At 33.0% G+C, this 19,486-nt stretch carries 20 protein-coding genes and 1 pseudogene; 7 read left to right on the top strand and 14 right to left on the bottom strand.

Going from position 1 to position 19,486, the window contains the following annotated elements; genetic code table 11:
* Positions 1 to 146 precede the first annotated feature (146 nt).
* Entirely contained in the window at positions 147 to 905 is a 759-nt protein-coding gene (locus AAG068_RS18315) for an exodeoxyribonuclease III (protein WP_342715370.1), read from the bottom strand.
* Between the two features lie 154 nt (positions 906 to 1,059).
* Here AAG068_RS18315 and AAG068_RS18320 point away from each other — a divergent pair, with 154 nt between their 5' ends.
* The 3 genes from AAG068_RS18320 to AAG068_RS18330 are packed head-to-tail and all read left to right on the top strand — an operon-like array spanning position 1,060 to position 3,075.
* The gene (locus tag AAG068_RS18320; RefSeq protein WP_098667958.1) at positions 1,060 to 1,656 is read left to right on the top strand and encodes a bifunctional transcriptional activator/DNA repair enzyme AdaA; all 597 of its coding nucleotides are present in this window, start codon (positions 1,060 to 1,062) and stop codon (positions 1,654 to 1,656) included.
* Positions 1,637 to 2,167, top strand: a complete 531-nt coding sequence (locus tag AAG068_RS18325) for a methylated-DNA--[protein]-cysteine S-methyltransferase (protein ID WP_342715371.1) — start codon at positions 1,637 to 1,639, stop codon at positions 2,165 to 2,167. Before AAG068_RS18320 ends, AAG068_RS18325 begins: the two co-directional genes overlap by 20 nt.
* Positions 2,164 to 3,075, top strand: a complete 912-nt coding sequence (locus AAG068_RS18330; protein WP_342719784.1) for a DNA-3-methyladenine glycosylase family protein — start codon at positions 2,164 to 2,166, stop codon at positions 3,073 to 3,075. The genes AAG068_RS18325 and AAG068_RS18330 overlap by 4 nt, the downstream gene beginning before the upstream one ends.
* Before the next feature lie 37 nt (positions 3,076 to 3,112).
* Here the strand turns inward: AAG068_RS18330 and pepT are convergent, their stop codons facing one another.
* Positions 3,113 to 4,345, bottom strand: coding sequence for a peptidase T (gene pepT / locus AAG068_RS18335; RefSeq protein ID WP_342715372.1), 1,233 nt, complete (start codon positions 4,343 to 4,345; stop codon positions 3,113 to 3,115).
* A gap of 270 nt (positions 4,346 to 4,615) precedes the next feature.
* Here pepT and AAG068_RS18340 point away from each other — a divergent pair, with 270 nt between their 5' ends.
* The gene (locus AAG068_RS18340) at positions 4,616 to 5,260 is read left to right on the top strand and encodes a YczE/YyaS/YitT family protein (RefSeq protein ID WP_342715373.1); all 645 of its coding nucleotides are present in this window, start codon (positions 4,616 to 4,618) and stop codon (positions 5,258 to 5,260) included.
* 91 nt (positions 5,261 to 5,351) lie between these two features.
* Here the strand turns inward: AAG068_RS18340 and AAG068_RS18345 are convergent, their stop codons facing one another.
* From AAG068_RS18345 to AAG068_RS18360, 4 genes and pseudogenes are all read right to left on the bottom strand, one after another.
* Positions 5,352 to 5,669 (bottom strand): hypothetical protein, encoded by a 318-nt coding sequence (locus AAG068_RS18345; RefSeq protein WP_048530391.1) that lies wholly within the window; start codon positions 5,667 to 5,669, stop codon positions 5,352 to 5,354.
* 322 nt (positions 5,670 to 5,991) lie between these two features.
* Positions 5,992 to 6,567 (bottom strand): annotated as a pseudogene (locus AAG068_RS18350) (histidine phosphatase family protein).
* A 30-nt stretch (positions 6,568 to 6,597) separates the two neighbouring features.
* The gene (locus tag AAG068_RS18355; protein ID WP_342715374.1) at positions 6,598 to 7,413 is read right to left on the bottom strand and encodes an alpha/beta fold hydrolase; all 816 of its coding nucleotides are present in this window, start codon (positions 7,411 to 7,413) and stop codon (positions 6,598 to 6,600) included.
* A 219-nt stretch (positions 7,414 to 7,632) separates the two neighbouring features.
* Positions 7,633 to 8,022 carry a VOC family protein gene (locus tag AAG068_RS18360; protein WP_342715375.1) on the bottom strand — a complete coding sequence of 130 codons (390 nt, stop codon included), beginning with the start codon at positions 8,020 to 8,022 and terminating at the stop codon, positions 7,633 to 7,635.
* A 405-nt stretch (positions 8,023 to 8,427) separates the two neighbouring features.
* Between AAG068_RS18360 and AAG068_RS18365 the strand changes: the two genes are divergently transcribed.
* Positions 8,428 to 11,148, top strand: coding sequence for an EAL domain-containing protein (locus AAG068_RS18365; protein WP_342715376.1), 2,721 nt, complete (start codon positions 8,428 to 8,430; stop codon positions 11,146 to 11,148).
* Positions 11,149 to 11,248: 100 nt separating this feature from the next.
* Here the strand turns inward: AAG068_RS18365 and AAG068_RS18370 are convergent, their stop codons facing one another.
* The 4 genes from AAG068_RS18370 to AAG068_RS18385 are packed head-to-tail and all read right to left on the bottom strand — an operon-like array spanning position 11,249 to position 14,602.
* A complete protein-coding gene (locus AAG068_RS18370) occupies positions 11,249 to 12,313 on the bottom strand; it encodes an undecaprenyldiphospho-muramoylpentapeptide beta-N-acetylglucosaminyltransferase (protein ID WP_342715377.1) in 1,065 nt (354 codons plus the stop codon).
* A gap of 48 nt (positions 12,314 to 12,361) precedes the next feature.
* Entirely contained in the window at positions 12,362 to 12,682 is a 321-nt protein-coding gene (locus AAG068_RS18375) for a DUF6572 domain-containing protein (protein WP_342715378.1), read from the bottom strand.
* Positions 12,683 to 12,707: 25 nt separating this feature from the next.
* Positions 12,708 to 13,619, bottom strand: a complete 912-nt coding sequence (locus AAG068_RS18380; protein WP_342715379.1) for an NAD-dependent epimerase/dehydratase family protein — start codon at positions 13,617 to 13,619, stop codon at positions 12,708 to 12,710.
* Positions 13,616 to 14,602 carry a UDP-N-acetylglucosamine 4,6-dehydratase family protein gene (locus AAG068_RS18385; RefSeq protein ID WP_342715380.1) on the bottom strand — a complete coding sequence of 329 codons (987 nt, stop codon included), beginning with the start codon at positions 14,600 to 14,602 and terminating at the stop codon, positions 13,616 to 13,618. The genes AAG068_RS18380 and AAG068_RS18385 overlap by 4 nt, the downstream gene beginning before the upstream one ends.
* A gap of 308 nt (positions 14,603 to 14,910) precedes the next feature.
* On the opposite strand from AAG068_RS18385, the gene AAG068_RS18390 reads away from it, so the two are divergent.
* Both AAG068_RS18390 and AAG068_RS18395 read left to right on the top strand, forming a co-directional pair.
* Positions 14,911 to 16,089 carry a DUF2515 domain-containing protein gene (locus AAG068_RS18390; protein WP_342715381.1) on the top strand — a complete coding sequence of 393 codons (1,179 nt, stop codon included), beginning with the start codon at positions 14,911 to 14,913 and terminating at the stop codon, positions 16,087 to 16,089.
* A complete protein-coding gene (locus AAG068_RS18395) occupies positions 16,052 to 16,465 on the top strand; it encodes a CBO0543 family protein (protein ID WP_342715382.1) in 414 nt (137 codons plus the stop codon). Before AAG068_RS18390 ends, AAG068_RS18395 begins: the two co-directional genes overlap by 38 nt.
* Before the next feature lie 22 nt (positions 16,466 to 16,487).
* Here the strand turns inward: AAG068_RS18395 and AAG068_RS18400 are convergent, their stop codons facing one another.
* Genes AAG068_RS18400 through AAG068_RS18415 form a run of 4 tightly spaced genes read right to left on the bottom strand, consistent with a single transcriptional unit; the run spans position 16,488 to position 19,454 of the window.
* Complete coding sequence (locus AAG068_RS18400; RefSeq protein ID WP_342715383.1) at positions 16,488 to 16,913, bottom strand: YfmQ family protein; 426 nt, start codon at positions 16,911 to 16,913, stop codon at positions 16,488 to 16,490.
* A gap of 21 nt (positions 16,914 to 16,934) precedes the next feature.
* Positions 16,935 to 17,606: an LrgB family protein gene (locus AAG068_RS18405; protein WP_342715384.1), complete on the bottom strand. Its 672-nt coding sequence runs from the start codon at positions 17,604 to 17,606 to the stop codon at positions 16,935 to 16,937.
* Positions 17,607 to 17,630: 24 nt separating this feature from the next.
* Entirely contained in the window at positions 17,631 to 17,987 is a 357-nt protein-coding gene (locus tag AAG068_RS18410; RefSeq protein ID WP_342715385.1) for a CidA/LrgA family holin-like protein, read from the bottom strand.
* A 33-nt stretch (positions 17,988 to 18,020) separates the two neighbouring features.
* Complete coding sequence (locus AAG068_RS18415) at positions 18,021 to 19,454, bottom strand: PLP-dependent aminotransferase family protein (protein WP_342715386.1); 1,434 nt, start codon at positions 19,452 to 19,454, stop codon at positions 18,021 to 18,023.
* Between the last annotated feature and the right edge of the window lie 32 nt (positions 19,455 to 19,486).

Consider the following 19,486-nt stretch of genomic DNA (forward strand, 5'->3'; position numbering starts at 1 on the left):
TCCATTGATAATCTTTTTCAATGATAATGATTATCGTTACTAAGTATATATTTAATATGCAATTTTTTCAAGAAAGATTTGAAAAATTTTAACAAACTGAATAAAAAAAGAAGTATCCGCCTAATGTTAGGGAGATACTTCTTTTTTTAGAAATTTATATGTAATTCAACTGGGCAATGGTCTGATCCCATCACTTCACTATTAATTTTCGTCTCTGTTATTTGGTCTTTCATTCTTTCAGAAACAACAAAATAATCTAAACGCCATCCAATATTTTTTGCTCTCGCTCCCATACGATACGACCACCACGAATATGCACCTTCCTGATCAGGATAAAGATAACGATATGTATCAACAAACCCTTCTTCTAAAATACGTGTGAATTTCTCTCGTTCCTCATCAGAGAATCCAGCATTTTTACGATTACTTTTTGGATTTTTTAAATCGATTTCTTTATGAGCAACGTTTAAATCTCCGCAAAAAATAACGGACTTTTTTTCATCTAATTGCTTAATATAAGCCCTGAAATCATCTTCCCATTTCATTCTGTAATCTAAACGCTCTAATCCTCGTTTTGAATTTGGTGTATATAACGTAATCATGTAAAAATCTTCGAACTCTAAAGTAATAACTCGTCCTTCTTGATCATGCTCTTCAATGCCTAAACCGTATGTAACAGAAAGCGGTTCTTTTTTCGTGAAAATAGCCGTTCCTGAATAGCCTTTTTTCACAGCATAATTCCAGTATGTATAATATCCATCTAGGTTTAAATCAATTTGCCCATCTTGTAATTTAATCTCTTGTAAACAAAATATATCTGCATTGGATTCCTCAAGATATTCTAAAAATCCACCTTTTGCGATAACTGCTCGCAAACCATTTACATTCCATGAAATTAACTTCACTTATAGTCCTCCTCTTGATGCTTATTTCCAAATTTCATGCTATCACAAAATAGAAAAACAATCATATTTTCACCTTTGTAATCTTGCTCTTACATTTGTGAATACATACATACGTACTTTATTCAGGTTATACTAATTTCAGAGGTGATGTTCTTTGCAAAATGAAGAAGTTATGTTAACAAATGAGCATTGGCAAGCAATTATTCTTAATGATTCTTCCTATGATAGCAAATTCTTTTATGCTGTGAAATCAACCGGAATCTTTTGCCGACCGTCATGCAAATCAAGAATACCGAATAGAAACAATGTACGAATTTTTCATCATGCAGAGCAAGCATTAAGCGAAAACTTTCGCCCGTGCAAACGTTGTAAGCCAAACGGAATCACTTTACCTAATGAAGAGTGGGTAGAACAAATTAAAGATTATATCGAGAAACACTTTGATGAATTATTAACTCTCGACATACTTGCTGAAATGTGCCATGGTAGCCCATTTCATTTACAACGTACTTTCAAAAAAATGACAGGAATAAGCCCAATAGAATATATACAACAATTCCGGATTGTTAAAGCGGCAGAACAGCTATTACAAACAAATCAATCCATTAAAGAAATTAGTACTGCTATCGGAGTAGAAAATCCCGAGTATTTTGCAACTTTATTTAAAAAGAAAACCGGATTTACGCCTACTGAATATCGAAAAAAGAACGAAATGAAAGAGGGATACAATAATGAATTCCTACAAAAATAAATTTATATATTGGATGCTACTTACACATAAGAATTGGCAATTTCATATTGCTGCAACTGAAAATGGACTATGTTTCATTGGATCTCAAGACGAAAGCTTAGAAGAATTAAATGCATGGGCTAGAAAAAAATTGCCACGACATATATTAACCTGTAATCCAGATTATCTACAAACATATACGAAAGAAGTTATCCAGTATTTAGAAAGTAAGCGAGAAACTTTTACATTCCCTATCGATGCTTACGGAACTGACTTTCAATTATCTGTTTGGAATGCGGTACGTGAAATTCCTTACGGGAAGATATATTCTTATTCAGAAATTGCCGAAAGAATACAAAAACCTACTGCTGTACGTGCTGTTGCTACTGCTATTGCCGCTAACCCAATTCTTATTACGATTCCTTGCCACCGTGTTATTGGAAAGAATGGTAAACTAACCGGATTTAGAGGTGGATTAGAAATGAAGAAAGAATTGCTTACATTAGAAAAGTCGCGGGTAAAATGTATATGACAGCAGAACATACTAGCTCATTAACTTTAACAGTTCCAACAGAATTTAGTTTTCAAGAAAATTTACGCTATCTATCGCGTTCTAACAATGAATGTATGTTCCACATTGAAGATAACAAAATTTATAAAGTTATCCCTGTTCACGATGTAAATTCTTTAGTTGAAATTAGTATGAATACGGATGGACATATTCAAATACGTTTTTTAGAAGAATTATATACATCTGAAGAATCGGTACACAAAGCTGTAGCTAACTATGTGAAAGAGTGGTTTGATTTAACTACTGATTTAACTCCCTTTTATACATTAGCTAAACATGATGTACTCCTTCAAAGACCAATTGAACAATATTATGGCCTTCGTACTTTAGGTATTCCAGACTTATTTGAAGCACTTTCCTGGGGAATTATCGGTCAGCAAATTAACCTCACATATGCTTATACACTAAAAAGACGATTAGTCGAACACTTTGGAAATTATGTAGAGTGGAATGATAGAAAACATTGGATATTCCCTTCTCCTAAAACAATTGCCAATTTACATGTAGAGGATCTCAAAAACTTAAAAATGACGGCTAGAAAGTGCGAATATTTAATCGGTATTGCAAAGCTAATTACAGAAGGAAAACTATCAAAAGAATCTTTACTGCAAATACAAGACGTGAAACAAGCTGAAAAACAATTAACTGCTATACATGGTATAGGACCGTGGACTGCCAACTATGTTTTAATGCGCTGTTTACGATTTCCTTCCGCTTTTCCAATTGACGATGTTGGCTTGCACAATGCAATTAAATATATAACAGGTTCTGAAAGTAAACCGACTAAACAGGAAATAAAAGATTTTGCGGCAAATTGGATTAACTGGGAATCTTACGCAACTTTTTATTTGTGGCGAGTATTATACTAAAAAACCAAGTAGCGCATTTGCACTACTTGGTTCCTGTTTAAGCTTGTTCTTCGAATCGTCTTACAATTTCTATAATAACTTGCACAGCTTTTTCCATAACATCTACCGAAACATACTCAAACTTCCCGTGATAGTTTTCACCACCTGTGAAAATATTCGGCGTTGGTAATCCCATATACGATAATTGGGATCCATCTGTTCCACCACGAATCGGATGAATGTTTGGTTCGATATTTAAACTTTTCATTGCTTCATATGCAATATCAACAATTTCTCTCACTGGTTCAATTTTTTCAAGCATGTTATAGTATTGATCATTCATTTCTAAAACAACTGCATCTTGTCCATACTTCTCTTGCATTTGCTTCACAATCGTTTCAACGTTATGTTTACGCGCTTCAAAATTTTCACGATCAAAATCTCTAATAATATAATACGCTTTACTTTGCTCAACATCACCATTTAAAGAAAGTAAATGATAGAATCCTTCATAACCCTCTGTATATTCCGGCGCCTCTTCTACCGGTAAATAGCTATTAAACTCCATAGCAAGTTTAGTTGCATTACGCATTTTATTTTTCGCTGTTCCAGGATGTGTATTCGTTCCGTTAAACGTTAATTTAGCGCCTGCAGCATTAAAGCTTTCATACTCTAAACCACCTAATGGACCGCCATCCATCGTATAAGCAAATGATGCACCAAACGCTTCTACATCAAAATGCGCTGGTCCACGGCCAATTTCTTCATCCGGCGTAAATGCAACTCTAATTTTCCCGTGTTTAATTTGCGGATTATGTATTAAATAGTTCATTGCAACCATAATTTCTGTAAGACCCGCTTTATCATCTGCTCCAAGAAGTGTCGTACCATCAGTTGTAATAATGGTATGCCCTTTATATGATGGTAACTCTGGGAACTGTTCTGGTGTTAACACAACATTTAGCTCTTCATTTAACGTAATTGCATTTCCATCAAAGTTTTCATGGATTTGTGGTTTTACGTTTTTCCCTGTAAAATCTGTTGCCGTATCTAAATGTGCTAAAAAGCCGATTACTGGAACATCCTTATCCGTATTAGCAGGAAGTGTTGCCATTACATACCCGTTATCATCCATCTTCACTTCTGTTAACCCAATCTCTTTTAACTCTTCCACTAATAACTTACCAAATTCAATTTGTCCAGGTGTTGTTGGTACTGTATGACTTTCTTCATTTGATTGTGTATCAATTTTTACATATCTCGTAAATCTTTCAATAAGTTCCTGTTTCAAATTCATTCACTCCCTTTTTTTCTTCTTTCTCTATTATAATCCTTAAAACGAAATATTTTAACTTTTTCGGCTATGAAAATATATATTCCATTTTACATTTTCACAAACAATAAAAATTCATAATATTTGCTCACTACGACTTAAACAAGTAACATAAATAATTATAATGTGAAACTTTAATCAGTGGGGGTCGTTCATCCCCCATTGATTATCAGCCTTCACCAATCAGGCTGCCCGATAATGCGGGATAAAATATAGGAGGTATTAAAGATGAGGCTAACTCTCTTTCGCCATTTTCTTTTTTTCTTAGGATTAATTTTTTTCGGCCTTGGAAATGCTCTTGCAGTCAAAGTTAAATTTCTCGGTTTACATCCTTGGGAAGTTTTAAATATGGCTCTCTACCAAAAGTTTGGATGGACAATTGGTACGTGGAGTGTCATATGTGGGTTATGTCTCGTTCTCATTTCTTTACTAGTAGATCGAAAATATATAAATGTGGGAACATTTTTAAATGCACTACTTATCGGTCCTATTATGGACTTTTTCTTACAATCAAATATTCTTCCAAACGCTAGTAATTATTTATGGATAAACTTACTCATTTTATTTTCTGGTATTGCCATTACAGGTATCGGTGGAGGTATGTATGTTGCAGCTGGAATTGGCGCTGGACCTCGCGATGGATTCATGCTTACTATTTCCGATAAAACAGGTCTATCTATTAGCCGTGCTCGAATCATTGTAGAATGCGTTGTACTAGTTATTGGATTTATGCTAGGAGGCCCTGTTTTCATCGTAACTTTTCTGTACACCTTTATTCAAAGTCCAATCTTTCAACAATCATTTAAGATGTTTCAAACACTCTTACATACTTTACAAAACAAAAACAAAGAGCAAATTAATGAAAATTTATAAAACACAACTTAATACAAATGAATTCACCCTATTTACGATTCTCACCGCAAATAGGGTGTTTCTTTTCTATCTCACAATTTAAGAATATATACTACTCATTCACAATAAAAGTATATACATCGTTATAAATACAACCATTTACCCTAATAACATACTTCCCAGGTTTACTAAAACGAATTGTGTATTTATTTAGCTGAATTGCTTCTTTATCTCCAGAAAGAACATCAATGCTTCTGCCACTTAATACGTATAATTCATTTAGATTCATCGATACATCAATTGTATTGAAATTCTCCTCTTTCACTTGCTGTGCTTCCGCAGCACTTACACTTGGTTCTAAAAACAGTAGTCCACTTAATCCAATTGTCCCCGCTAAAGCAACTCCCGCAAACTTTTTAATCTTTTTCATTACAATGACCTCCTTATAGATTTTGCGTAAAGGTAATGTCCCCCCTTACACCACAAAGCCTATATGTAATGAAATGAAAAGTAAACGGGGACCGTAAGACAAAATTCTACATCTTTTTCTCCAATTGAATAGAAATCCAAAGTTTGGAGTTTTGTCATATTTAAAATAGTTTCCCTAAGCCAACTTCCAATTATATTATTCAGAAACTGAATAATTACTTATTGATTTAACATTCTAAAAATAGTTGATAAAAATACTTTCTATTCAAATAAGAAGATTTTACTATAAAATTAACTTTTAAAAAAAATACATGCAACCAATTTTATTCCGCTTTCCATAATCTCTCTACATTCATTAATTGCTCATCTTTAAACTCCATCTTATATATATCTGGTTTTGACGTATTCATTAAAAATTCAAAACCATATTATTTATCAAAATAGTGCATCATTAAAGTCATTACAAACGCATGTGTACCAATTACAATTTTTTGTCCTTGAAAATCCATTAATATTTCTTTTAACACTTTCACTACTCTTCTTTGGCAATCCGCATATGACTCTCTTTCGGTTCGTGCAAAGTCCGGATTAGCGAACATCTTCTTTACAAGTGGATACACTTCTTTATCTGATATAACTTGATCTCCACTGGAAAACATACACTCTTTGAGATTTTCATATATTACTATTTCTTTTTCATAGAAATTGGCCGTTTTTTCTATCGTTAATACAGCTCTCTTACACGGACTTGAGATGAAAGTATCGATTCCTTCTGTTTTTAATATATCTATTACTCTATGAACGTCTAAACTTCCCTTTTCAGTTAAACCACGTGTTCTTTCACCCTCTTCTAATTTTGGTGATTCACCGTGCCTAACCATATAAATATATGTATTCATACTTCTTCCTTGAAAATATTCATTCGTTTTTTATAAATTTTGTTGTTTTGTTCGTGTAATCCATTCTCCTACTAAACTCTCGAATAATTTAGGTTGTTCAATCTGCAAATTATGTCCCGCCATATCTAACACCGCTAATGTCGCTCTTGGGTAACCATCAATAATTTCTATAATATCTTGATAACCTACCGATATATCTTGTTTTCCGGCTAATAAAAGAACAGGTTTCTCATATTTCTTACGGTGAAACTCCATAGTAAGAGAGTATTTTTTTTGCAACCTTTCAATAAACTCATAATTAGCAACATCTAACCCCGGTTTAATTTCTTCTTTAAATCGCTTATATGTATATTCATTTGCTATCACTGCTAACTCACAAAATTCCTCTCTTTCCGTAGAAGTGAGCTTATTTAAAAATTCCTCATCTTGTAAAATTACCTGTTTATCTGGAAGAGTCCTTTTTTCGGGATCCGCTACAACAACAGGACATACTAATAGTAATCCGTTAACTCTTTCAAACAGATTTGTGAGTATTCCTCTGGCTAAATAGCCTCCATATGACTCTCCTACTAATAAAAATTCTTCAGTAGAAATGATTTTCTCAATAAATGTGATAAGCACTTCTACTATACAATCTGAACTATTTATCCAATGTGGAGCATTTGATTTTCCCATTCCAGGTAAATCAATATATATTCTCTTATAACCTTCATATTTCTGAAATACCGATTCCATACATTTCATCATTAACCTATGGTCAGGAGCACAACCATGTATGATAATGACTGGGTTTCCTTCTCCAACGATTTCATAGTATATTTCTGCATCTTCAATTCGAAATAACATAAAAAATCCTCCCTATTTATACATTCCTTTTGAATGGCAACACTATTAAATTTATAAGAATACACGTTCTCAATTTACATTCCTTACAATTGATTGTCAAATTTAAATTTTCAGACTACAAACAAAAAGCTTCCTTCTATTTTTATTTCTTAGAAGGAAGCTGCTCTATTTTTATCCTATCATAATTTGAAACCTTGTTCTGATTAGTTTCGTTACCCTCTATTCTTCTATTTTCATCAAGACAATTCTCCAACCATCTGGATCCTCTATCGTTATCCCCTTGTCTTTCCAGTATGGGTTTTCAGGTTCGACCTCGTCATAACCCAATGCATGTAGCCTTTTACTCACCTTTTTCATTTCACCATCCTCATGCATATAAAATACGAGTAAATTATCTTTTGTCGGAGCTGGACATGGGCTCCCATCTATATGTCTTGTAAATTCTAAATGATACCCTTTATCTGGGAGTCCAAACATGACCCCATCATAGCCTTCATGATTGTAGAATTCACCTATACGTTTTAAGCCTAATCCTTTTTCATAGAATTCTATAACCTTTTCAAATTGATCAGTTGGACGCGCTGTTCGAAACTTTACCCAGTTCTTCATGCTCTTCCTCCCATACTAAAAATTTTATACATGCTTACATATTATTGTATATACGCAACATCTTTTTGAAATCCCTCATTAGTATGAGAATAAATACATACAAAAGTTTAGTTCATACTTTATAACATTGAATGTATTATCTTTATGCAATTATGCATATCCACTTGCGAACTATTAAAAAACCTATAGAATTCAAAGGATGACTACATATACAATTCCCATTTAAAATCTTGATGAAGTACATATTATTAAAAACAATACTTTTTTTAACTTTAAGAAGTATTACATTTTTCAACACTTTCCGTATAAACATGATTTTTATAAGGAAATCTGATACAATTCTTAAATAATATTATTATGTATAGATATTACGAATGAAGTGCATAGTTAAAGAAGGTGATTTTATTGAAATTAAATAAAAATTTACAACTATATATATTAATTGGAACATTAATATGCTATTCAATCTATTTTATATTTTTTTATCTGTTCCCTACTCATTTTTCAAATTCGGATGTACGCTTCGCTTCACTTATCGTTGAAGCCATTACATTTGTATCACTCATTTACTCTATATATTCTAAAAAAGTTAGTTCAAATCCGTTTTGGATATGTATCACAATAGCAATCGGTAGCTTTTTATTAGGGAAAATAGTATATACATATCAAGATAGCTTCTTCGAAATTCCAATACATCGATTTACTATTTCTGATGTATTTTACATGTTTTTTCTACTCTTCTGTCTTATCGCTTTCTGCTATAAAATCTTAAAAGAATGTGATAAATGGGAAAAAGCGTTCTTTATTTGTGATATATGCATCGTACTTACTTCCATATTCACATTGGAGTGGTATTTATTTAATCAACCAAATTTAAATATATTCTCTCTTTCACTAGGAGATGTTTTCCTTTCATTTCTATATCCAATTGCAGATTTATTATTTCTTCTACTAGGTGTTAGTCTTTTTTTCCGTCCAACAATTTTTAATTCCAAACGGAAAATTTACATCTTTATTTTTGTATTAATAAGTTCTGCAACTTTTAACTATATTTATTTTTACTTAAATAATCATTTATCGACTGAAACGATAACATTATTACGTCTTTTATATAGAATACCTATATTACTTATAGCAATAGCTGGATCTATTTCAGAAGACCATAATAGCCATAAAAATTATTTCATTGTAAACCCTATAATAGGTAAAAAGGCTTTAGTTGTATTTCCCTATCTTGCTGTTGCGATACTAATTGGGTTTACATTAAAAGAACAAACAGCATCTTCTACTCTCATTACAGGAAATTGTATTACTTTTATTTTCGTACTCATTCGTCATTCTATTGTACGTCTGCAAAACAATTCTCTAACAAAACGTTTACAGGCATTTAATGCTCAACTAGAAGAAAAAGTTACTTTACGAACTTCTGATTTAGTTTATAAATCAGAGGCTCTATCTCAAAAACAACAAAAATTCAAATCACTATATGAATATCATCCTGACCCTATTTTTACGATTGATTTACATGGAATCTTCTTAAATGTAAATAAAGCTGGGAGTATGTTACTGGGAGCACCAACGAATGAGTTACTCGGTGAAACTTGTTTTTCGATTATTTTAGAAGAAGATAAACATAAACTAGCATCTGCATTAGAAAAAGTGAAACAACAAGAATCGGCATCCTTACAACTTAGTTCTCAATATAAAGATGGCTTTACTTATTTTTTATACGTTACCATCGTTCCTATTATGATAGACGGACAAATTTCAGGAAGTTATATTATGGTGAAAGATATTACTGCACTAAAAAAGCAGCAAGAAGAAATAAAATATTTAGCATTCCACGATACTGTAACGAAAATTGGGAACCGTGCCTTTTTCCATAAGAAATTAAAAAGAGTTATAAAAAATGTGAAAACAACAGACAGTGAGTTCGCATTATTATACTTAGATTTAGATCGCTTTAAAGCAATTAACGATACACTTGGACATTCGTCAGGAGATTACATATTAGAAGAAGTAGCAAAGCGATTCCAATCCTGTCTTCCATCACATACTCATCTGTCAAGAATCGGTGGTGATGAGTTTACTATCTTAATTGAAGATTATACTGACGAAGATTCCTTATTCGAGTTATGTAACCAATTATTTGAAAGTATAGAAAAACCGTTTGTCATACATGAGCATACATTAACTTTATCACTTAGTATCGGCATCGCTATTTATCCACATTCCGGAATCGATACCGCTACACTTCTGAAAAACGCTAATGTTGCCATGTATGATGCGAAAGCAAAAGAACTTAACTCTGTCTCTATTTATGATGATGTTATCGCTAAGAAAATTGAAAGACGATTACGATTAGAAAAAGATTTACCAAATGCAATACAAAATGAAGAATTGTTCCTTTTGTATCAACCTCAAGTTGATAGTAAATCTAATAAAATTATCGGTGCAGAAGCTCTAATCAGGTGGAATCATCCTGAATTAGGCGTTATCTCTCCATACGAGTTTATTCCGATTGCAGAAGAAACACTACAAATTATTCCAATAGGAAAATGGACATTGCAGCAAGCCTGTGAGCAAATGAAACGTTGGCACTCACTCGGATATTCACATTTAAAAATAGGTGTAAATTTATCCGCTAAAGAATTTGAACAAGAGGATTTTGTAAAGTCTATTTCTTCTACTTTAGCAAATACAGGTTTACCAGCAAGTTCTCTCGATCTTGAGCTAACAGAACGAATTGCAATGATGGATGAGCGAGAAACGTTGATAAAATTGCGTACACTAAAGAGTTTAGGGATTCACATTTCAATCGACGACTTTGGTACAGGCTATTCTTCACTAGCTTACTTACCTTTATATCCAATCGATACGTTAAAAATTCCAAGAGAATTTATTACAATGTCTGAAACATGTGATGATGGAATGGAAATTATTAAAACAATCATCACATTAGCAAATACATTAGGAATGTCTGTCATTGCTGAAGGTGTAGAAACGAAAGAACACGTAACTTTCCTTCAAAAAAACAAATGTCAGTTTATTCAAGGTTACTATTATAGTAAACCTATTCATATTAATGCATTTACTGAGCTACTAAAAAGTGGGATTCACCCATAGTACATAGTTAATCGGGATAAGTAATAATGAATTTGAACAACTATAGTAAAAAGGAAAGAAGATACCTTCTTTCCTTTTGTTTTTTCTATTTAAATTTCTATTACTTCACCACTTCATTTATTATATCGATTAATTGATGAATCCCCTCATCATTTGTTTTCGTATAGCCATTCATGTTTTGAATGTATCTCTCCTTATTTGTATTCAACTTATTTACTGCATGTATGAATGCATTCGTACTTACTTTGTCTTGGAATATAACTTCTGCATATCCTTGTCGAGAAAAATATTCAGCATTTAAAACTTGATCTCCCCTACTGGAACTGTTAGTTAACGGGATAAGCAACATCGGTTTCTTCAAGAATAGCAATTCAGAGATAGCAGTAGAACCCGCTCTCGAAACTACAACACTCGCCATATTTAGTATATGTGGCAACTCTTCCCCTATATATTCAAATTGTATATAGCCCTCCATGCCAATAGATGAATCGACCTTCCCTTTACCGCACATATGAACAATATTAAAATTTAATAGTAATGTTTCCAAACTTCCCCTTACCATATCATTTATCCATTGAGCACCTTGACTCCCACCCATAATTAACAATACTGGTTTATCTTGCTGAAACTTACAATAGCTTCTTCCCCGCAATACGTTGCCCCTCTCAATTTCTTCTCTTACAATTGGTCCTACATAAACCTTTTTCTCATTACTTACATTTTCTCCTGTCTGAGGAAATGTTGTGCATAGTTTTGTAGTAAATGGTAATGCTATTTTATTTGCTAATCCTAACGTACTGTCCGGTTCACGTATTATTACGGGTACTTTATTCATCCACGCTCCTATTACTACAGGAACGGAAACAAATCCTCCTGCCGAAAAAATAACATCTGGTTTTATCCGTTTCATTAATTTATAACTTTGTATGCAACCTTTTATTATTTTAAAAGGATCTTTAAAGTTCTCCCAATCCCAATATCTCCTAAGCTTCCCCGTTGAAATACTATTGTATTTAACATTTTGAACTAATAGTTTTTCAATTCCATTTTGAGATCCAATATACTCAACTCCCCATCCTTTTTCCATGAATTTAGGAATCAATACCATATTAATCATTACATGTCCGGCTGTACCGCCCCCAGTAAAGAGAATCTTTTTATTCATAATTTATATCCACCTTTATCATTAAAAATCTTGTTTTATACTAATCTATTAAATGTAAGTAAACTTACTATTATTTATATAAACATTTAATTCAAATCCTATATCTTGCAAAAAGTCTTTAATGAGATCATAAAAATCATTTCCATACTCACTACATTCATACTGAGCAAAGACTTGGATTACAAGCCTAGTTCCCGTTTCTATTACTAGATTTTTCCTATCATCCTTTTTCCCTTCCACATAAGCCCGACATTTATTTATCGCCTCATAGATACGCAAAACATGCTCTTCTTCATTTTTCCAGTCCAGCATATCAACAATTAAAAGAACTAGCGTATTTTGATTATCTATTGTTTTATAGCCATTCATATATTTCTTACACCCTTTTTATTTTTCATTGAATGCAAATGTCACTACACTTCACATACTCAAGTACATCTTTTAATGATTGATGAAATTGAATTTCTGGGATCCACCCTAACCTTCTTATATCCTCTATTACTAAAATCTCCTTTGAGTCGCTCCCACTTTTCTCTGTTTCATCTATAAAAAAATTCAATCGTGTTAATTCCTTATATTGTTCTAGTACATCTAATAAAGATCGTTTCACTCCTGAACCAATATTATATTGTTTTCCATTTATCCCATCTCGTAATAACACATGATACGCTTTAACCGCATCACGTACATCTAAAAAATCCCTACTATCTTTTAAACTGTTTACTTCAATAACAGCTTTACTTCTACCTGATTCTATATCTATCATTTTTTTTGCGAGAATTGAACAAATGCCATTCGATATTCCTGGACCAATTAAATTCGTGGGCTTTGCAATGATAATATTTGAATTCATTAATTCACTCCACGCCTCTGCAATAATGACTTGCATCGTTTTACTTAAACTATATGGATTTGAAATTTTTATGTTGCTCATACAATCTGCTTGCAAAGCAGATCCTATAACCAATGTTCTACAATGAGGTGCTTCTTGCTTAATTGCTTCTAATAAATATAATGTCCCTATTACATTAACCTCTACATATTCAAGAGCAGCTGTCCAAGACTCTATGACCGAATTCCTTCCTGCTAAATGCAATACATAATCTGGCTTTATTTGTTTCATTACCCTCATTACTTCGCTCTTATTAGTTAAATTACAAGTAATACCATTCCCAATACTTTCTCTATGTGCACGATTTTGAAACATAGGAATTACATGAAAGCCCTGCTCTGAAAAATATTGGCAAGCATGGCGTCCTGTGAAACCATTTGCACCAGTTATTAAAAGGCTCGCATTTTTTTTCATCGTAAAAACCCTCCTTTTAATAACATTTGTTTCACCTCATGTTTTGCAAGTAAGTCTTGTTGAGAACTAAAACTCTTTACATCCACAAGCGGATAGCTAGCATAATATTCTTGAAGCCCTTCTATAGGAATAGTCGGTAGTACCACAAAATAATTTTGATCAAAACTTATACTTGTTTTACTCTCTACCTCAGATAAAAGCATTTCACTTAATTTTTCCCCTGGTCTTATCCCTACTTCTTTTACCTTCACGTTTCCCTTTTTCGAATCTTCAATTAACACTTCTGCTAAATCTGTTATTTTACATGCCGGCATTTTCATAACAAAGATTTCTCCACCTCTCCCCTGATATAAGGCTTTAAATAACAATCCAACAGCATCTTCAATCGTTAAGAAAAATCTAGTCATATTTGCATCGGTAATCCCTACTTGTGAAGATTTTTTGATTTGTTTTTTAAAAAGTGGTACCACGCTTCCGCTCGTCCCCAAAACATTTCCACCACGAACACAAATGAATTTTGTTTTCTTCGTTTGCCTATTCGCATGAACCATTAACTTCTCACCAATTGCTTTTGTCATCCCATACGTATTTGATGGGTCAGCTGCTTTATCCGTTGAAACATATATAACTTTCTCAACTTGCATCTGTATAGATGCTTCAATTACATTTTGCGTACCATTTATATTGGTTTTTATAGCTTCATAAGGATAATACTCACATACTGGAACATGTTTTAAAGCTGCAAGATGGAATACATAATGTACACCTTGGCAAGCATATGCTAGTTGATCTTTATCACGAATATCTCCAATAATAAATTTTAATCTATCATCATTTATAAACTGTTGCTGCATTTCAAACTGAATCGTTTCATTTCTTGAAAAAATCCTAATTTCTTTCGGTGATTTTTCTAATAGTTGTTTTATAAGTTCATGTCCCCACGAACCTGTACCACCAGTAATTAAAATTATTTTATTTAGCATTTCTTTTCCTCCTACCACACATTTCAATTAAATTTGTATTCATAAAATGTATTGAATTATTTTCAATTGATTTAAATCATAATCATCGTTTGTTACATTTAATTGACAAAAATAAAAAACAGAAACTATTAAACATAGTTTCTGTTTTTTATTTCACCTTACAACAGTAAGATTTTTTATACTTTTTGCATGATAACTAAATCCTTGTAAAAAACACCGCTCATTTATTTCTTATACTCGTAATAAAATAAATAGAATGATTCATAGCCAGTAATCATGTTTAATTTTATGAAAAGGGAGGTAATGGAATGTACCGAAGTAATTCAAATCATACATATAACGGACCTTCCCAAGCCCTGCCTCTCTCCCTATTCGATGTAAAAAATGAATTGAAACAAAAAAGTAAGCTCATTCATTCTGGCACAATGTATAAATTAACGAAAGAAGAGCAACTCATCATCAACAACATAAAAATACAAACAGAACAGCTAAATAAAAATAATGTGACAAGAACACGCGCATACTACCAATTTTACATTCAATATCCAGAAATACATTGGGCACTACTTGGGCATATGGTATCACGTAACGGCGGTTGGAATATGACTGATTTGAAGGGCGATTTATATACGAAAATTTTATCAGAAAAAGATCAAATCACATTTTTTTCTTTTTTAGAAAGAGGGAATTGGCTTATTTTCCAAGATGTATATCCTCAATTTCTGCTTTATGAACAAAGTGTAAAAAGAGCACAAAAGCTATTTCACCTTCTCCCTCACCTAAATGTTTCTACATTTATGGAAACGATGTGGAACGATTTTTGGAAAACAGGTAACAAAAAAACATTAGCCATTGCAACTATTATTAATGAACAAAACTACTTAGAAAAAAGAGTGATTCAAAATATACAATTTAAAAAGACTGTACTTAATAGTATTGGATTTAAACTCTTTGATTTCTTTCAATTTAATCATATTCTTTTCCCATTCTACGAAAATGATAAGAAACACAAAGTATTACTATTTGGTGATACAATGAAACATTTCACTTCCTTACACGAACGAATCTTAATTGGAAAAAGGTTGTATTCATTATTATTTCGAGACACACATGTTTTATCTCAAATAATAAGCTGGGCCCAGCACCATCCGCATACAGGGTCAAGGAAAGATTACTGGCCTTATTTATTTTCAAGTGTCAATGAATCTTTTTCCCGTGAGTTTTATAAGCGTCGAATAAAGAAATGCCAGTTGCGTAGTGGCGCTTATCGTATATACAGTCCTGCACTCATCTATGCATGGCGAGATATGAAGCATGAAGAAGTTGACAATGAAGATTGGTTTACGGACTGGCAAGTTGTAAATTACTTAGTAGATAAGGAGGAAAATATAAATGGACAAATTACAGAAGACTACTGTAAAACACTCGAAAAAATTGAACTCGCCATTCTTGCAAAGAAAAACGTCCTCCTTCGAGAAGAAGAATAATTTTCTAGCATTAGCAGTTACAATATTACTCTCTTCTATTATCGGAACTTGCCTAGATGCTTTCTTTGTTGCGAAACAAATATATTCCTTTCCAGTTAGACCATTCTCCTCTATATTTTCAGTTAACATTGGCTTTACTTTGTTTGTACTACCGATTTTAACAGCTGTTTTTATACAAATTTCCAAAACATTATCTACAATTTCTAGAAGTCTACTTATTATTTCAATAGGTATTTGTGCTAGCATTTTTGAACAGGTTGCTGAAAGTTTCGGTTTCTTTATTCATAATATAGATTGGAATCATACATATTCTTTATTTGGCTATATGATTTTCTTTTCTTTCATTTGGAAAGTATATCTCTTCATACAAAAATAAAGAGACCATTATAGATCTCTTCCTAAGCATACTCTTCAGTTATTGCTAATGGTGCAAGAGTTTGAAGACTTTTTGAACGTAAACGATAAGCAACGATTTTCTTCTTATATTGCTTTATTACATCAACATGTTCCTCATGGCTATATAGAGAAAATCTAATCTCTTTATTCCCTTTCTTCGTATCAATAACAAGTGGTGTTCCTTCACCATGTGGTGGGAAATAATGTTTATCTAAAAATAAAGCTTCATTAAATTCATGAATAACTTGTCGTTTCATTTCTCCCTCTATATTCTTTCCATCTATCGATATAGAGGTATTCTCTTCCTCAAGTTTTTGATGTAATTCAAATCTACTAATAATTGATTCTACAACAGAAGTTGGCATACTAGAAACTAATACTTTAATAGCTCCAAAAATAAATAATGTAACTATAAACCATGTTGTCATTTTCAACATCTCCATTATAATTTAAAATATAAATTTCGTTCCATACGGTATGAATATACTAATAAGTATTCCAGTTACAATCATCGTCACCGAACCGATTGTCGCTTCTTTCTCGCCTTCCTTCACGAGACGACTCACACCGATAATATGTGATGCGCAGCCCATCCCTACTCCTTTTCCAATCGTACTTGTTATTCGGAAAAACTTAAGTACTGTTGGTCCGATAATAGCACCTGTTATTCCTGCAACAACTACAAAACTAGAAGTCATAGATGGAGTACCGCCAATTTGATCCGCTAATGAAATAGCAATAGGCATCGTCGCTAATTGCGGCAGTGTCGTTACTATGAGTTCCTTATCTATATTTAACATCCCGCCAATCACTACATTCATACTCGTTAAAACCACTATACCTACCGCTACACCGATAAGTATCGACAAAAAGTTTTTCATAAGTATGTTTCGCTCTTTAAATAAAGGTATCGCTAACGCTACAATTGCAGGACTTAATAAGCTGGAAAGAATATCTCCCCCATTTCCCCTATATTCATGATGAGAAATATCAAAAATTAAAAATAAGCAAATCATACTCGCTGTAACTGTTAACACCGGTAACATAAATAGAAACGGAATTTTTTTATATAACTTTGTCGCCAATACATACATTACTACAGTAATAATAATTAAGACCATTTTGCATCGTGCACCTTGTCGATTTTATTTTTTTGATGTTACTAATAATTGACTTATATATCCTGAAACAATTAAAGTTACTACCGTACTTGCAACTACTAACAGGAATATAATACTCCCATTACCGAAAAGAAAAGACCCGAATTCCATCAGCCCTGTTGTCGAAGGAATTAGAAATAACGGTAAAAATACGAGTAACTTTTCCGCACCTTCCTCAAACCACTTTAATGGTAAAATACGAGTAGAAAGGAGCAGAAACAGCATTAACATCCCAATTAAACTTCCTGGCATTGATAGATGGAATACTCCCTGAATCCACGTACCAACTAAGCTAAATACATATAGCACGCCTACTTGCAGTAACAGCGCCGCGTACTTCATTTCTCTCCCTCATTTCAATATTACGCACCACTATTATGAGATCTCATGTAACGTTTCCGCAAACCTCGTAATTCCCAGTTGAATTTGTTCGACATCTACTCTCCCAAAAGTAAAACGAATATATTCATTTTTAGTACCTAAAACACTTCCCGGGACAAACGCTACACCATTTCGTATAGATTCACCTAATAAATGATATTCATCAAACGTTCCTTGCACTTTGCACCATAAATGTATTCCACCCTCTGGAACAAAAAATTCAACCTGGTCCCCTAATATTTCTTCAAGCTTTCTAATTAACACATCTCTTCTTTCTTTCAATTGTCTGCGGAGCATTGTAATATGTGCATGAAAATCTTCTGATTCTAAAAATTGATTTGCCACCCACTGCGTAAATACACTATGGCCAAAATCAACTTGCTGTTTTGCATCCGCTAAACGTTCTATTACACGCGTAGGGCCAATTACCCAGCCAATACGTAATCCTGATGCAACAATTTTTGATAATGAACTTATATAAAGAACATTCCCGTTTTGATCCATTGATTTTAATGTAGGATTCACTTCTCCATTAAATGAAGTTAAACTATACGGATCATCTTCTACAATCGGTATACCAAATTCACAAGACAGTTCTAAAATCTTTTTACGCCTTGCTAATGACAGCACAGTTCCCGTTGGATTTTGATAATCTGGATTCAAAAATACCATGCGAATACGATGCTTTTTATGCAAATCAATTAAGTCATCTGGATTCATTCCATGCTGATCAACAGGTAGATGGAATATTTTTAAGCCAGCAGATTTAAACATCGGCAATGAAAAACAATACGACGGATCTTCAATTGCAATCGCATCGCCAGGTTTTAATAAGCATTGCACGATAAGGTTAAGTGCCTGTTGTGCGCCAGATGTAATAAGGATAGAATTCGAATCTGCTTCAATTTGTTTATATTGCTGAACATGTGCTGCAATTGTTTTTCTCAACATTTCATTACCAAGTGGATGGTCATAACCGAGGTTTTCCATAAATGTTTTCTCCGACAAAATCGTTCGGAATCTATCGCTCGGAATCAATTCTGGTGACAATTCACCACTCGCTAAATTAATTAAGTCGTCTTTTTGTGTTTCCGTTCTAATTTGTTGAACGAGTGGTACATTAGGTAAGAACGATCCATCCTCAACGTACCTACCCCAGTTCGGTATTCGTTTATGTGAAACACCCCATATGTCTGTATTCACCCGTGTCCCGCTTCCTTTTTGCCGTTCTACTACTCCAAGTGATTTTAATTCTTCATATGCAGCTACTATTGTACTTCGGTTCACCTGTAATTCTTTCGCTAACATACGCTCAGAAGGTAACTTACTGTCAGAAGGAAACTCACCTGAAGAAATACCCCTTTCAATATAATCCGCTATTTGTTTATATACAGGCGTCTTATCTGCACGATTTGGTTTCCATTCCACCCTGTTGTCCCCCTCTTAAAACGAACTATCCC

Source organism: Bacillus paramycoides (assembly GCF_038971285.1).
In the GTDB taxonomy this organism is placed as follows: Bacteria; Bacillota; Bacilli; order Bacillales; family Bacillaceae_G; genus Bacillus_A.

Coding starts and splice junctions, on each gene's coding strand:
- AAG068_RS18360 (WP_342715375.1), bottom strand. CDS start 8,022: ATGAAGAACTGGGTAAAGTTTCGAACAGCGCGTCCAACTGATCAATTT.
- AAG068_RS18325 (WP_342715371.1), top strand. CDS start 1,637: ATGAATTCCTACAAAAATAAATTTATATATTGGATGCTACTTACACAT.
- AAG068_RS18405 (WP_342715384.1), bottom strand. CDS start 17,606: ATGGTCTTAATTATTATTACTGTAGTAATGTATGTATTGGCGACAAAG.
- AAG068_RS18340 (WP_342715373.1), top strand. CDS start 4,616: ATGAGGCTAACTCTCTTTCGCCATTTTCTTTTTTTCTTAGGATTAATT.
- AAG068_RS18385 (WP_342715380.1), bottom strand. CDS start 14,602: ATGCTAAATAAAATAATTTTAATTACTGGTGGTACAGGTTCGTGGGGA.
- AAG068_RS18375 (WP_342715378.1), bottom strand. CDS start 12,682: ATGAATGGCTATAAAACAATAGATAATCAAAATACGCTAGTTCTTTTA.
- AAG068_RS18400 (WP_342715383.1), bottom strand. CDS start 16,913: ATGACAACATGGTTTATAGTTACATTATTTATTTTTGGAGCTATTAAA.
- AAG068_RS18380 (WP_342715379.1), bottom strand. CDS start 13,619: ATGAAAAAAAATGCGAGCCTTTTAATAACTGGTGCAAATGGTTTCACA.
- AAG068_RS18355 (WP_342715374.1), bottom strand. CDS start 7,413: ATGTTATTTCGAATTGAAGATGCAGAAATATACTATGAAATCGTTGGA.
- AAG068_RS18345 (WP_048530391.1), bottom strand. CDS start 5,669: ATGAAAAAGATTAAAAAGTTTGCGGGAGTTGCTTTAGCGGGGACAATT.
- AAG068_RS18390 (WP_342715381.1), top strand. CDS start 14,911: ATGTACCGAAGTAATTCAAATCATACATATAACGGACCTTCCCAAGCC.
- AAG068_RS18330 (WP_342719784.1), top strand. CDS start 2,164: ATGACAGCAGAACATACTAGCTCATTAACTTTAACAGTTCCAACAGAA.
- AAG068_RS18410 (WP_342715385.1), bottom strand. CDS start 17,987: ATGAAGTACGCGGCGCTGTTACTGCAAGTAGGCGTGCTATATGTATTT.
- AAG068_RS18370 (WP_342715377.1), bottom strand. CDS start 12,313: ATGAATAAAAAGATTCTCTTTACTGGGGGCGGTACAGCCGGACATGTA.